The organism is Microcoleus sp. (assembly GCF_049646505.1).
Classification (GTDB): Bacteria; Cyanobacteriota; Cyanobacteriia; order Cyanobacteriales; family Microcoleaceae; genus Microcoleus.
The window spans coordinates 1-13,269 of sequence record NZ_JBARVX010000056.1; the positions used below are offsets into that span (position 1 = coordinate 1).

The 13,269-nt window shown below is 46.3% G+C and carries 13 protein-coding genes; 5 read left to right on the top strand and 8 right to left on the bottom strand.

What is annotated here, in order from left to right; genetic code table 11:
• Positions 1–164: 164 nt before the first annotated feature.
• Together WBA89_RS02910 and def are read right to left on the bottom strand one after the other, a co-directional pair.
• Positions 165–365, bottom strand: coding sequence for a hypothetical protein (locus WBA89_RS02910; RefSeq protein ID WP_424403939.1), 201 nt, complete (start codon positions 363–365; stop codon positions 165–167).
• The gene (gene def / locus WBA89_RS02915; RefSeq protein ID WP_424403917.1) at positions 365–925 is read right to left on the bottom strand and encodes a peptide deformylase; all 561 of its coding nucleotides are present in this window, start codon (positions 923–925) and stop codon (positions 365–367) included. The genes WBA89_RS02910 and def overlap by 1 nt, the downstream gene beginning before the upstream one ends.
• Positions 926–1,025: 100 nt before the next feature.
• On the opposite strand from def, the gene WBA89_RS02920 reads away from it, so the two are divergent.
• On the top strand, positions 1,026–1,538 hold the full coding sequence (locus WBA89_RS02920; RefSeq protein ID WP_424403919.1) for a DUF1648 domain-containing protein: 513 nt from the start codon (positions 1,026–1,028) through the stop codon (positions 1,536–1,538).
• Positions 1,539–1,641: 103 nt separating this feature from the next.
• Here WBA89_RS02920 and WBA89_RS02925 read toward each other — a convergent pair whose 3' ends face one another.
• Entirely contained in the window at positions 1,642–2,097 is a 456-nt protein-coding gene (locus WBA89_RS02925; RefSeq protein WP_424403921.1) for an aspartyl protease, read from the bottom strand.
• 120 nt (positions 2,098–2,217) lie between these two features.
• Between WBA89_RS02925 and WBA89_RS02930 the strand changes: the two genes are divergently transcribed.
• Positions 2,218–3,516, top strand: a complete 1,299-nt coding sequence (locus tag WBA89_RS02930; protein WP_424403923.1) for a pentapeptide repeat-containing protein — start codon at positions 2,218–2,220, stop codon at positions 3,514–3,516.
• Between the two features lie 265 nt (positions 3,517–3,781).
• Here the strand turns inward: WBA89_RS02930 and WBA89_RS02935 are convergent, their stop codons facing one another.
• On the bottom strand, positions 3,782–4,405 hold the full coding sequence (locus tag WBA89_RS02935; protein ID WP_424403925.1) for a TenA family protein: 624 nt from the start codon (positions 4,403–4,405) through the stop codon (positions 3,782–3,784).
• Between the two features lie 423 nt (positions 4,406–4,828).
• Between WBA89_RS02935 and WBA89_RS02940 the strand changes: the two genes are divergently transcribed.
• Together WBA89_RS02940 and WBA89_RS02945 are read left to right on the top strand one after the other, a co-directional pair.
• Positions 4,829–5,791, top strand: a complete 963-nt coding sequence (locus WBA89_RS02940; protein WP_424403927.1) for a glycosyltransferase family 2 protein — start codon at positions 4,829–4,831, stop codon at positions 5,789–5,791.
• 217 nt (positions 5,792–6,008) lie between these two features.
• Complete coding sequence (locus WBA89_RS02945) at positions 6,009–6,608, top strand: glutathione S-transferase family protein (protein ID WP_424403929.1); 600 nt, start codon at positions 6,009–6,011, stop codon at positions 6,606–6,608.
• Between the two features lie 68 nt (positions 6,609–6,676).
• On the opposite strand, the gene WBA89_RS02950 is transcribed toward WBA89_RS02945, so the two are convergent.
• Positions 6,677–7,585 (bottom strand): DMT family transporter, encoded by a 909-nt coding sequence (locus tag WBA89_RS02950; RefSeq protein WP_424403931.1) that lies wholly within the window; start codon positions 7,583–7,585, stop codon positions 6,677–6,679.
• A 385-nt stretch (positions 7,586–7,970) separates the two neighbouring features.
• The gene (locus WBA89_RS02955) at positions 7,971–8,984 is read right to left on the bottom strand and encodes a Gfo/Idh/MocA family protein (protein ID WP_424403933.1); all 1,014 of its coding nucleotides are present in this window, start codon (positions 8,982–8,984) and stop codon (positions 7,971–7,973) included.
• A 439-nt stretch (positions 8,985–9,423) separates the two neighbouring features.
• Here WBA89_RS02955 and WBA89_RS02960 point away from each other — a divergent pair, with 439 nt between their 5' ends.
• A complete protein-coding gene (locus WBA89_RS02960) occupies positions 9,424–9,723 on the top strand; it encodes a ferredoxin (protein WP_194065023.1) in 300 nt (99 codons plus the stop codon).
• 289 nt (positions 9,724–10,012) lie between these two features.
• On the opposite strand, the gene WBA89_RS02965 is transcribed toward WBA89_RS02960, so the two are convergent.
• Positions 10,013–11,668, bottom strand: coding sequence for a SpoIID/LytB domain-containing protein (locus WBA89_RS02965; RefSeq protein ID WP_424403935.1), 1,656 nt, complete (start codon positions 11,666–11,668; stop codon positions 10,013–10,015).
• A gap of 465 nt (positions 11,669–12,133) precedes the next feature.
• Positions 12,134–13,267, bottom strand: coding sequence for a M20 family metallopeptidase (locus WBA89_RS02970; RefSeq protein ID WP_424403937.1), 1,134 nt, complete (start codon positions 13,265–13,267; stop codon positions 12,134–12,136).
• Positions 13,268–13,269 lie beyond the last annotated feature (2 nt).

Below are 13,269 nucleotides of genomic sequence, written 5' to 3' on the forward strand. Positions count from 1 at the left end.
GTTATGAAATTTTAGATTCCGAGTAATAACCAATAACTAATAACCAATAACTAAGGGCGGGCACGGGGGCACCGCCCCTACCAACTAATGACTAATAACTAACAACTAACTAATAACCAATAACCAATAACCAATGACTAATGACCAATGACTAATGACTCTACCTATAGATTTGCTTTAGCATCCTGAACGGCGGCATAGAAAAATACCCCTGTTAGCGGTACGCTGAGGGCGAGGATGATGCCAGTAAATACATTGCCGAGTTGAGCTTCTCCCGAAGACAGCTCAAATATAGAGCCGACAGCCGCGATCGCAGTGATGCACGAAAGAGCTAACAATAAACCACTTTTTGGAGTTCCTGCCATCATATCGATTTTACTGCCTTGGGCGAAAATTTTTGCTTGACTAATTCTTCATTCAATGCGAGCTTGTTTTCTACTCTGTCTACAAACAGCACTCCGTTGAGATGATCGATTTCGTGCTGGATCACCTTAGACAGCAAGTCTTGAGCTTTGAGTGTTTGGGGGCGGCCGAATTCGTCGCGGTAGGACACTTCAATGACTTCTGGGCGTTTGACTTCTAAATACACTCCCGGAATGCTCAAACACCCTTCTTGCAAGATGCAGAGTTGGCTGCTGCTACTTTTAATGGTGGGGTTGATCAAAACCAATGGAGGTATCGCGGGATTGTCGGGTTCGCAGTCGATGACAATTACTTGTTTGTGGACTCCGACTTGGGGGGCTGCCAAGCCGATGCCGTCGGCACTGTACATGGTTTGCAGCATTTCTCGGACAAGCTGCCGAATTTCTGCATCAACGCTGCTGACACGCTTTGCTGGCTGCCGCAGGACGCGATCGCCTAAAGTGTGTATTGTTAGGGGCGGTTTTTCTAACTTTTTCTTTTCCACCAAAACCTGAGCCGTCATAAAACCTCGCGAAATGTTGGGAAATCCCCAACGAAAGCTGTTGGGGATGAAATTGAAACCAATACTATTATTTTCAATATTAATCTAATTTTAAGTAGCCATGACTGGAAATGCACCAAACCAACGGCCGATTATTTCTCTGGGGATGTCTCCTGCTGATTTGGCGGTAGAGTTCGCCGGGGCGATCGCGATTGTGCTTGCTGTTTTGCCGATCGTACAATTTTGGGCTGTTTTGCCCGATCGAATTCCGATTCATTTCGGATTTTCCGGGCAGCCTGATGGTTGGGGCGACAGGGTAACAATCTGGATACTGCCGGCGGTGGCTGCGATGATTTTTGCGGTTTCCACTGCCGCATCCCGCTATCCGCATACTTTTAATTATCCAGTACGGATTACCGAAGAAAATGCGCGCCGACAATATCTCCTAGCCAGAAGCCTTTTGGTTTGGCTGAAAGCGGAGATTTGCTGGCTGTTTGCCTTTGTGGTGCGGCAACAAATTCTTGTGGCTTTGGGCAACGCTCAAAAATTTAGTATGGAATTGCTTTTAGGGATAATTGTTTTGATATTTGCGACAGTTGGTTTGTATTTGTTCAAGGCTTATTCTGTTCGCTAAATGTATGTAAATACCGTTAATGAAAAGAGTTAGTAGTTAAAACTTTAGTCGTTGCTTAGGAAATTTTGAATAAAAACTAAAGTCCTCACTGCGAACGAATCGACTAACCCATCAGATATGTTTGCTGGTTGTTCATGGGCAATACTCGCAACCGTCGATTTTTCAAATCTGGTTCTAGGCCTAGTTCTTCCATTGGAATCACGCCCAACAAAACAGCCGAAACACCTTCGGGTAACTCTAAACAATCAAATCTGCCTTCTCTCCCCTCTACAATAATTTGAGCGTCGGCAAAAATTCTACCTTTTTTGATGCCAGCCGATGTTTCTACGTCTCTTTCTCCTACTTGTATTAAGCCTAGTTGGCTAATAATGGGAGCTGGCAAAGAAAGCAGAGTTGCTCCGGTATCGACAACAACGTTATCGAGGTTGACAGAGCGAACTTCCTCAGCAGAAATAAATCCCCGTTCGGCCATAACTCGATCGATGCGATTCGTGACGGTGATTGTAGTGATTACTTGACCCATTTGTTTTTCTTGCAGATTCGGGAGTACCAAGGTCATAATATGTTACCTCTTTGAGTGTAATTAATGGATATTTCTATTGTAATTCTATCTAGAATTATGCTTAGTTCGTTAAAATCGTTTTAATGACCGGCCAAAAATTAGAATTTGCCTCAACGCATGACACCAGAACCAAACTCTGCTCAACCCAATCCCGGGGAATCTAACGTGACTGTAGAAAGTCCTAACGGTGCAATCCCTCCTGCGCCGCCTGAACCCGCGACAATCGTTGCTGCTGCAGAACCGGAAAAACCGCAGCCCTCGACGACTCCAACCCGCAAGGTTTTTGCGTCGCCGTCGCAGCCGACCCAAACAACTGCTGAGATGTCGGGGTCAGTGCTGACGCTGGGGTCGATCGTAGCGATGATTGTTGGGCTCGCCAACGACAATATTTTGCTGGGCTTAATCGGGGCGATTGGTGCGATCGGGATATCCCTGCGGCTGATGTGGCCGAGTTGGGGCAAAATCTGGTCGCAGGTAATCCCGCCGACTTGGCGCACGCTAATCGTCGCCTGCTTCGGGCTTTTAGCTGGGATTGTTGGCTTGCTGATGCTCAGCGGTACTAATACTGAACCCGGAAGCCGCAACATCCAAATCAACTGGGACGCTATCGGAGCTCTGGGCGAGTTAATCGGCGCTTTGGGCCAAATTTTGATCGCAATTTTGGGCGTTTATGTGGCTTGGCGGCAGTACGTGATCTCGAAAGATTTGACGATTCAGCAAAATCGAATTACGCAGCAGCAAACGATCGATGCTTATTTTCAAGGGGTTTCCGATTTAGCGCTGGACGAACAGGGGTTTTTGGAAGATTGGCCCCAGGAAAGGGCGATCGCCGAAGGCCGCACCGCTGCGATTATGAGCAGTGTGGATGCTGAAGGTAAAGCGAAGATTCTGCGGTTTTTGTCCCAGTCGAGATTGGTGACTCCTCTGAAGCGCGATCGGCTTTTGGGCCGCGCCATCCTTGACGGCGACGGCGGCTACGCAGAAGACAGAGATCACGGCATCCGCGTTATCGATCTCAATGTCATGTTAGCGGGTGCTGACCTGGCTAGCAGCGATTTGCGGTGGACTGATTTGAGCGAAGCCAACCTCGTCCGCGCCAATCTCAGCAAGTGCGATTTAGTCAAAGCCAACCTCGCGCGCGCTGTCTTGTACGATGCCAATCTTGCTCGCGCCGATCTCAGAGCCGCGAAATTATTTTACGGCAAGGCAGAAACGGCATCTCCCCGCAGCCGTACCGAATTTGCCAACTATGAAACGGGCGAATATACTGGCGCGGTTGTCGAACGCGCTGATTTCACCGCTGTCAAGCGACTCTCAGATGAACAGCGCTATTACTGCTGCGCTTGGTGCGGCTCGAAGTCGAGAGAGACTATTCCCGGCGGCTGCGAAGGGATTCCAAATAAACTCGGACGTTAAAATTAGCAGTCCCGCTCTACTTTTGATGAATTTCTGTTGCCTTCTATCTGCTTTTTAATTCATAAATTTAGGAGCTGATAGCCCTCGCAATGCGAACCCGGGCAACAGATATTTACTATCAGTAAACTTGTGTTGGTTTTGGGCAATGCTTGTTTGTCGGTCGGATTATTTGGTATATTTATGCTCTAGGTTTCCGTGCGATTTGCGGGTTGGGTGCGGGTAGCTTGGGGGCGATCGATCTAAACATCTTTTGCATCAACTTAATTTACTCTATTTCCCAAGCTGCCTGAAAAAAGTCTCTTTCGCACAGCATGGCGTAGCGGTAGGTTGCTTCTACTTCTGGCCCTGTGTCCGCATAGCGATCGACCAAACTTTCCACTTGTTTTGCTAAAATCTCAAACTCAGGGCTGCTGTAGGTAGAAATCCAGTCGCTAAAGGCGTGTTCCGGTATCTTAGGCTTAGCTAACTGCTGTCCCAAAAAAGCATACAATCGCAAACAAGGAGTCATCGCCGCTACCGTCAAACCTGCACCGCTTCCCCAGGCTGTCGCTAATAAAAAATCAGTGTAGCGGCGGGTAGCAATTCCCGGCTTTGTATTTGGCAAATTTACACCCCATTTGGCTGCATATCCTTGATGCAAGCGAAGTTCTTCTAAAACACCGCTGCCGAGATTGTGGAGAATTTCAAACCCCTCCCAGTCTGGTGCTTTTGCCGCAGCAATACTGTAAGCGCGGGCAAACGCTTCCAAAAAAAATGCGTCTTGTGCAACGTAATATGCAAAACTCTTTTGAGCAAGGCTGCCGTCAGCAATACCTCTAACAAACGGATGTTGCAGACAAGCTTCGCTTAAGTCTTGATTTGCTTGCCACAGAACGTTAGAATTTGTCATGCAGTTTTGAATCGATGGGTGATAATTGTATTTTTTTTAGTTGGGCTAAACATATATGATAACAGATAATTTCGCTTGGCTTAAGTCAATCTTATTTAGCCTTTTATTGCGGGAATGAAAAAAAATAGATAAGGAACGAAAATTTAATAAATTAAACATCTGCCACACTTCTCTCTCTCCAGAAGCTTAGGGGTAAAGAGAGGCAGAGCCTCGCCTATCTGCATTACCAGGCAGAGCCTGGTAACGAGCCAATCGCTTAAGTTATTAAATTTTCATTCCTAAGTATTTGTAAGTGGCTGTTCCCAGACTCAAGCAGAAAAATTGCACGCCGAAGCTGTCCATTGAAGCCACCAGCGTGTTTGTTGACAAAAAATCCACTCTTGATTTAAAAATTAAAAATCTATTTTTTCAACCGAAACTGCGATGAACCATACACCTAAGTATTCCTTGATTGTTCCCATTTATAACGAAGAAGAAAACCTCCCTGAATTGTACCGGCGAATAAGCGGGGTGATGGAGCGCCTGGACGGCCCAGTAGAATTAATTTTAATCAATGATGGCAGCCGCGATCGCTCTCTCGAAATTTTGCGAGAATTGCACGAACAAGACTCGCGAATTTGTTACCTCAGTTTTGCCCGCAATTTCGGCCACCAAATAGCTGTAACTGCTGGTTTGAATTTTTCTACTGGTCAAGTTGCAGTCATCATGGACGGCGATTTGCAAGACCCGCCAGAGCTAATTTTAGATATGATAGAACAGTGGCGGAGCGGGTATCAAGTTGTTTATGCCCAGCGCACTCATCGCCGTCAAGAAAGTTGGTTTAAACGGTTTCCAGCTTATATATATTATCGCATTTTGCGGAATCTTGCTGATGTTGATATTCCCCTAGATACGGGAGATTTTTGTTTGATGGATAGGTGCGTGGTGGATGTGCTCAATGCCCTGCCCGAACGCAACCGTTATATTCGGGGACTGCGCGCTTGGATTGGTTTCAAACAAACTGCTGTTAAGTTTGAACGAGATCCGCGTTTTGCTGGCGATGTTAAGTATACCTTCAGCAAATCTTTTGCTTTGGCGATGAACGGTTTAGTGTCTTTTTCAACTGTTCCCCTGCAACTTTCGATTTATCTGGGTTTATTTTCGGCTTTGGTGTCTGTTTTAATGGCTTTTTTGGTTTTGTACTGGCGTCTTTTCTCTCCTGGTGCAGCATTAACTGGTTTAACAATTATCATTATGGCAATTTTCTTTTTGGGTGCGGTGCAGTTGGTGAGTATTGGGATTTTGGGTCAGTATATCGGGCGGATTTACGAGGAGGTGAAGGGGAGGCCGCTTTATACGCTGGCTGAAGTGGCTGGTTTTGGCGATCGCCCAAAGCCGTCTAAATAATTTTAGCAAACAACAGTTAACTATAGCATTTCGAGCGAAAGATGAAGTGCCGCTGGCCAAACAGGTCATTGGGCATTGGCCAAACAGGTCATTGGGCATTGGGCAAACAGGGCATTGGGCATTGGGCGTACCTCAGTTTCTTGAAAACCGCTATAATTGTGCCTAAATTCAATGAATTTATGATATGATTTAACACCATAAAATTTTCTCAAGACTCGTGTTTAAACTTTACGAATATTCTCCGTCAGGCAATTGCTATAAAGTTCGCTTGCTTTTAACTCAGCTCAATATTCCGTTCGATCGCACTGAAATTAATATTCTCCAAAAAGAAAGCCGGACACCCGAATTTTTGGTCAAAAATCCTAACGGGCGCATTCCTGTTTTAGAGATTGCACCGGGTAAGTTTCTGTTTGAATCGAATGCAATTATGTTTTACTTGAGCGAAAAAACTGAGTTTTTTCCCAGCGATAAATTTGAACGCGCTCAAGTGATGCAGTGGTTATTTTTTGAGCAGTACAGTCACGAACCTTACATTGCAACTTCCAGATTTTGGATTTCTGTGTTGGGAAAAGCTGAGGAATACAAAGAAGCACTTCAACAAAAACAAGCACCGGGTTATGCTGCTTTGGGGGTGATGGAACAGCATTTAGAAAAAAATGACTTTTTTGTAGGCGATCGCTATTCTATTGCTGACATTGGTTTATTTGCTTACACTCACGTTGCTGGCGAAGGCGGATTTAATTTGACTGGGTTTCCGGCAATTCAAAGTTGGATCGGTAGAGTCAAAAATCAGCCTCGATATATCAGCATTACATGAATGTAGGGTGCAGCCTTGCACTTTAGCTAATTTAAGCTTTGAAAAGCTGCAAAAAAAATTAGTTCGCATCATAAATCTGCTGCTTGCTGAATTGATGCTTTTTTCCCTACTGCTACACAGATCACAACTAAACAAGCGCTGCCTAGGGCGATCGGTTCTATAGTTTCACCGAGCAAAATTGCCGATGCTAGAATAGTCAAAAATGGTTGCAATAGCTGAATTTGCCCTACCCTGGCAACTCCGGCAATAGCCATCCCTTGATACCAAGCAAAAAATGCTACAAATTGACTGATAATACTCACATAGGCAAAACCCAACCATGCCGTCGGTGCAGCTATTAATCCATGTTGTATGACTACAAATATTGCAGGCAAAATCTCGAAGGGAGCGATAATTATCAATGCCCAACTAATAACTTGCCATCCGCCTAAAGTTTTAGCTAATCGCCCACCTTCGGCGTAACCAAAGGCAGCAGCAATGACTGATGCAAATAAAGCTAAATCTGCGGGTTGCAGTTGCCCTGCGCCGGTAATAATTCCAAAACCAACAACGGTTAGACTCCCGGCGATACTAGCAAGCCAAAAACTAAAAGATGGTCGATCGCCCGATCGCAAAACTCCCCCTACTGCTGTTGCTAAGGGCAACAATCCCAATACCACAGCACCGTGGGCGGCCGGTACTTGCTGCATTGCCCAAGCGGATAGTAGCGGAAATCCCAAAACAACTCCCAATCCGACCATTAATAAACTCCACAATTGCGGTTTGGAGGGAATTGGTTGATGCGTTATCCGCAGAGTAAAGGCTGCTAGTATAGCTGCTACTAATCCGCGCCCTAAACCTACAATAATAGGGTCTAAATCCTGTACTGCGGCTCTGGTTCCTGGAAGTGTCAAGCTGAAGCCAACTACGCCTAGAAAACCGTAAATTAGCCCGATTGTTTCTGGCTCAAATTGATGAGATTTCCAGGGTAATTTCATTTTTAATATATTTGTTAGGTAAGATATAGCCTTTCTGTGATCTCATAGGAGGTACTATAGGGCATAGGGCATAGGGCATAGGGCATAGGGCATAGGGCATAAGGCATACCTCACTTTTTTTAGAAAGGCTATAACGCTCGGTGGTTGATACCGCTACTATAGCAATCCTTGCAGGAGTCGTAAAATTTTTACCCCACCCCAACCCTCCCCTTGGTAAGGGGAGGGAGTAAGAAATTCACAAATGATTTAGGATTGCTATATACAGATAAAACTAGCTTCCGCTGCTTCAATCACTGGCAATTGAAATTACGTTGTTTGATTCAATCTTCTGAGAGAGAGGAAAGTTTGTATAAACATAGTTTCAACCGCCGTTTGATCGGAATAGTTATGAATTGTCGATCGCCAATTTTTGACCGATTTCGCTCGATCGCCTCGCAGCATCCGCCACCTTCAAAGCGTACAAGCTACTTGTATTCTTGACGTACAAGGGCGTACCGTTTAGCAAACAGTCTAACACCACCTCGGTATCTTTGGCAAACAAACCGCGCCGCGTTCCTACTTTGATGGTTTGTCGATTTTCTCCTTGAATTAATTGACCGGATTCTGGAGTGAAAATCAGCGTTCCTGCTTCTCCGTAGATGGTAAAAATGTTTTCCGACTGCCAAAAAGTCTCGCCTTTTCCGTAAACCGCTTCCGCGAGAACGCCATTAGCAAAGCGTAACTGTGCGTTGCACAAACAAGCTTTGTAGAAATCCGGCTGAGTGTCCCAAAATTGAGTTTGACAGTTAACGCTTGTGGCTTCGCCGAACAAATCAGTAAATCGGTGCAGTCGAGAAATTGCACCGATTAAGGGAAAACCAAATAGGGAATGTTGAAAAGTCCAGCGATCGGGTACTGAACGCACAGAGGTAATTGTAACGTAGCGGGCATAAAAAACTTTACCGACTGAGGGCAAAGATTCTTTGATTGAGGAGTGCAAACCGCCTAAGAGTTCGATGTGTTCGATGTGGAGGAGTTTTTGCTTTTGGGCGGCAAGTTCGATCGCCCTTTCGCCCTCAGATAGTTCTAAAGATAGAGGATATTCCACCACAACGTGCTTGTCATTTTCCAGTGCCGCCAGGACTATCGCCCCGTGATCGCGGTTCACCGTACAGACAATTACCAAATCTAAATCGTCTCTTTCAACCAGCTTGCGCCAAGAAACCGCAGCTTCAGCGCCGAAAGTTTGACAAAATGCTGCGGTTGTCTCCGGGTTGTGGCCCGCAACTGCTACCAAGTTCGATCGCGCGTCAGCTACCAGCGTCTCGGCCCTCAACTTAGCCGCAAAGCCAGTGCCGACAATCCCGACGCGAATTGGGGAATTTAAGGAAAAACCAAAGCCAGTATTAATTTGAGTCATAGAATTTTAGATTTTAGCCAGTTGCAGACTTGCGGTAAGGGGGGTTAGGGTTGATTGCCCAAAATTTTAGGCTGCGGGGACAAACTCAAGCAAGCCGGACTGAAAGTCGATCGACACACCGCACAGCAAAAAAAAGGGTTTTTGGGCTGTAGGGCTCAAAACAGGATTTTTAAGAGAAACCCGGTTATTTTGCGTAAGTCTTGCCGCAACAGTATCACAGGGCTGAGTCCCGCATAGGTATAAGCAATCAAGATGAAATTAGAAAAAGTTATAACTAATCCCATTCAAATTTTTTGTAAATGAGTGTTGCAAGCTTGCTTCTTTCCCCTACTATCATAAAGGGAACGAACCTAAGAGCTAATCTCAGAGCTAATAGAGCCTTGAAGGTTGCATTAGGAAAAATTATCAATATTGTTGAATTTTTGAGAGGATTTAGTGCATGGCAACTTACAAAGTTACCCTCATCAGCGAAGCCGAAGGAATCAACCAGACCATTGACGTTGATGACGATACTTACATTCTCGATGCTGCCGAAGAAGCAGGACTCGACCTCCCGTACTCTTGCCGCGCTGGAGCTTGCTCCACCTGCGCCGGCAAAATCACATCAGGTGAAATTGACCAATCTGACCAATCTTTCTTAGATGACGACCAAATCGAAGCCGGATTTGTTTTGACCTGCGTCGCCTATCCTAAGTCTGATTGTACGATCGAAACTCACAAAGAAGAATCTCTCTACTAAGAAAGGATTCACAGGCGCGATGCGCTAAAGAATGAAAATTTAATAACTTAAGCAATTGCTCGTTACCAGGCTCTGCCTGGTAATGCAGATCCGGAGGCTCTGCCTCCTCTTGCTCCTTCGATCTGGCAACTTACGGGAGAGAGGACTTTAGGAGGTGTTTAAGTTATTAAGTTTTCGATCCTAAATAGCCCGGTTTCTGGTTTTCGCAATTGAGCTGTTCGATCTCAATTACGTTCAGAAACCGGGGTTTTTTCGTTAAAATACTGCGACACCGCCGGCTCTCAATCAACTATTCGCGCCAAAATGTAATGGAATCATTGAGCGGCACAACTTGAGCGCCGGGAAAATAGAAGCCCAGAATTCGATCGCCACTCCAGCCCAAATTAGCTAAATTATAAGAACCAGTCTGACTCATTCCCACGCCATGTCCGAAGCCGCCTCCGACAAAAGCATAACCGTTGAGAGTTTTGTCTGGATTGTAAATCGGTTCTAGATAAAAAAGCGTGCTGATCGGCGGGTAAAAAGCATTGCGAATCTCATCTTTTTCGATATTAATCGGGCCCAAGTCAGTTTGTGCCGTCATTTGCAAAACTCGACCGGCGGCTGACCTTTTCACCACATCTACCTGTGTGAGAGTTTTAAAATTAGCTAGCGGGTGCTTTTTATTCTGAAGATACTGTTTGAGAAATGCACCCATTGATGTTAAAGAAACTTGTTCGCGCCAGCGGAAAGTATCTTCTTTATCCTCATTAAAGCCTTTTTGCAGAGTCATAAAGCGGCGGAAGTTGTTTTCGTCAGACAAGCTCTGCTGGGACAAATTCCAGACGTTATTGGGGGAATCGACGATCGATCGCAAATACGGACGTTCTGGGCCGTGCCACACATCGCCAAAAGTCGCTGTCACGCCGCCGCTAGACGCGGAATAGAGCGCGTCTACGAGCTGATTTTCGTAAGTTAGCACCAAACCGCTCGTTTGGGCGATCGCCTTATCGCTCTGCGGGTAAACCTCCGTCAAACCTCTATAAACTTGACAGTTAACATCAGCGCACAACTCGTAATTGTCCACAGCAAACCGGCGCAAATTTCTCAGGGCGTAAGTTCTCGCTAAAATAGTTTGAGCGACAATCGAAGCGTAAGGCGAAAAAGCCCCTATTTCGTGAGGAACTACTCCCCGCAAATAAGTTTCAATCAGCACGTCATTAACTAAAGTATAAGTGCCGTAAGAATTTTTTTGCAGGTGCAAACTCCCGCCATAAATGCGAGTTTGTTTGAGAACTTTTTCTGGCTCGGTAGCTGTCGCCTCTTGGGTAGTTTGTTCCAATACCTCGATCGCCTTTTTGCCCGCCGTCACGTCCAACTCATTGCGGTTGAAGCGAAAGCCATTTAAAATCCAAAATGCTTGGGGTATTTGTTTGATAACTTTGGATTCTAAAAAAGCTGTTTTGTTACCTTGAGCTTGCAAACTTTGCAACAGCCAGCGCCGCACAATCGGAGAATTGTAAATATCTCTTTTCGCCCAAACTTGCCAGCGCCAAGGTTGAGCAATTTCCACCTCAATACCCTTAGCGCGCCACTGATTGGCGCTATCTTCTGCGCTTTCAAAACTGCGGTGAGAGCTCAGAACAACTCGTTCTTCTACTAATGGCGATTGCAGGGGTTTATTGGCAATTTCTAGCTTGATGCTGGGAGCAGTTTTGGTTTCTGTGCCTTGAGGAGTTTTGTAACTTAATGTTAAGCTGTCGCCCGGTAATGCTTTCAGCGTCAGTTTGTCGGTGGCTTTAGTACCAAACCGCTGCACCACACCAATTTTGATGAGTCTATTTTGGGGAGTTTGGGCGTTTCCCGCAGCGCCCAAAATCGGCAACAGGCACAATGCGGCGAATACAGTGCGAGAAAGGCAGCTAAACCATTTGTAACTTGGAGTTGGAGGTGTTTGAGCGAACACAGTTATCTGTCTCCAGATAGTTGAAATTTGCGGAGTTTTGATTGTACGTTAGCACATTTGGCGGCTGCGGAGAGGGGAATTGCCGGAGATCGGCCAATATACTTGGGCTAGTCGCGAGTTCAGAAACCGGGTTTCTTCGGAGATTTGTCGCTACTAAACGCACAATTTCCTAGAAACCCGGTTTCTAGCCTCCCACGATCAGCCCTGAAACTGTCCAAACTGCAGTAACTGATATCGTGTCTGGTGGATTGATAACAACAAGATTAATGCGATCGTTCTGACTTCAATCCTCTAATTTGGAAAAAAACTGAATTCCTGACTGCGAACCTATGTTAATTTTGGGTAATTTAAGGGCAAGGATATTGTATCAATTCTGGTTGCACTCATACATGATGTTAGCTGTTAGCTGTTAACTGTTAACAGTCAACAGTTAATTTACTATTCCGATGAAGAGAGGATTTGATATCACTTAGTTGCTTGCTGTTTCCAATACTGACAGGCGGCATAGGCTAAGGTGACAGCGCCGGTCACAATAGCTGCTTCATCCACCTCAAATTGCGGGTGATGCAGGGGATAGTTGGGTTTGTCAGCCAGCCCCACTCCCAAGCGAAACATGGTTCCCGGTGCGTGTTCTAGATACATTGAAAAATCTTCGGCGCCGAGGGATGGTTCTGGTAAAATTTGGACGCGCGATCGACCTAAAGCTTCTAAAGCTGCTGTTTCTACTAATTGCGTCAGTTTTGGGTCGTTTTGGACTCCGGGTACGCCGCGCTTGTAGGTGAGTTCGTATTTTGCGCCGTAAGTCGCGCAGACGCTGGAAACGATTTGTTCGATCCAAGCCGGTAGTTTTTCGTGGGTTTCGGGATGGAGCGATCGCACGGTTCCCAATAATTTTACTCGATCGGCAATCACGTTCGGCGCTCGTCCGCCGCTAATTTGCCCGATCGTCAACACCACAGGCCTCAAAGGATTTTGCATCCGGCTAATTGCCTGCTGCAAACTGGTAATTACTTGAGAAGCTATCCAAATTGCATCGATCGCCTCGTGAGGACGCGCACCGTGGCCGGATTCGCCCATTACAATCACTTCTAGGTCATCCGCCGCCGCCGTCAGTGCCCCGTGGCGGATACCGACACAACCGCCCGCAATCGTCGGAAAAACGTGCACTCCGAGGATACCGTCAACATCTTGCATCGCCCCATCTTGAATCATCCATTGAGCACCTTGGGCAATCTCTTCCGCCGGCTGAAACAAGAAGCGGACGTGACCGGGCAATTTTTCCTCTAGCTGAGACAATATCATGGCTGCGCCCAAACCGACGGTGGTGTGGATGTCGTGGCCGCAGGCGTGCATCACTCCCTCGTTGCGGGAGGCAAATTCTAAGTTTGTGCGTTCTTGAATCGGCAAAGCGTCCATATCGGTGCGAATTGCCAGCCACCGGGACTCGCTGCTGTTGCCTTTGAGTTCGCCGAGCACTCCTGTTTTGCCGATTCCTTCTATGGCGCGGACTCCGCTGGATGCGAGAACACCGGCTACATAGGCTGCGGTTTGGTATTCTTGGCCGCTGAGTTCGGGGTGTGAGTGGATGTGGCGGCGAATTT

Excerpts from the sequence above, each read along its gene's own strand:
- WBA89_RS02930 (WP_424403923.1), top strand. The coding sequence starts at position 2,218 with ATGACACCAGAACCAAACTCTGCTCAACCCAATCCCGGGGAATCTAAC.
- WBA89_RS02950 (WP_424403931.1), bottom strand. The coding sequence starts at position 7,585 with ATGAAATTACCCTGGAAATCTCATCAATTTGAGCCAGAAACAATCGGG.
- WBA89_RS02940 (WP_424403927.1), top strand. The coding sequence starts at position 4,829 with ATGAACCATACACCTAAGTATTCCTTGATTGTTCCCATTTATAACGAA.
- WBA89_RS02920 (WP_424403919.1), top strand. The coding sequence starts at position 1,026 with ATGACTGGAAATGCACCAAACCAACGGCCGATTATTTCTCTGGGGATG.
- WBA89_RS02910 (WP_424403939.1), bottom strand. The coding sequence starts at position 365 with ATGGCAGGAACTCCAAAAAGTGGTTTATTGTTAGCTCTTTCGTGCATC.
- WBA89_RS02935 (WP_424403925.1), bottom strand. The coding sequence starts at position 4,405 with ATGACAAATTCTAACGTTCTGTGGCAAGCAAATCAAGACTTAAGCGAA.
- def (WP_424403917.1), bottom strand. The coding sequence starts at position 925 with ATGACGGCTCAGGTTTTGGTGGAAAAGAAAAAGTTAGAAAAACCGCCC.
- WBA89_RS02955 (WP_424403933.1), bottom strand. The coding sequence starts at position 8,984 with ATGACTCAAATTAATACTGGCTTTGGTTTTTCCTTAAATTCCCCAATT.
- WBA89_RS02925 (WP_424403921.1), bottom strand. The coding sequence starts at position 2,097 with ATGACCTTGGTACTCCCGAATCTGCAAGAAAAACAAATGGGTCAAGTA.
- WBA89_RS02960 (WP_194065023.1), top strand. The coding sequence starts at position 9,424 with ATGGCAACTTACAAAGTTACCCTCATCAGCGAAGCCGAAGGAATCAAC.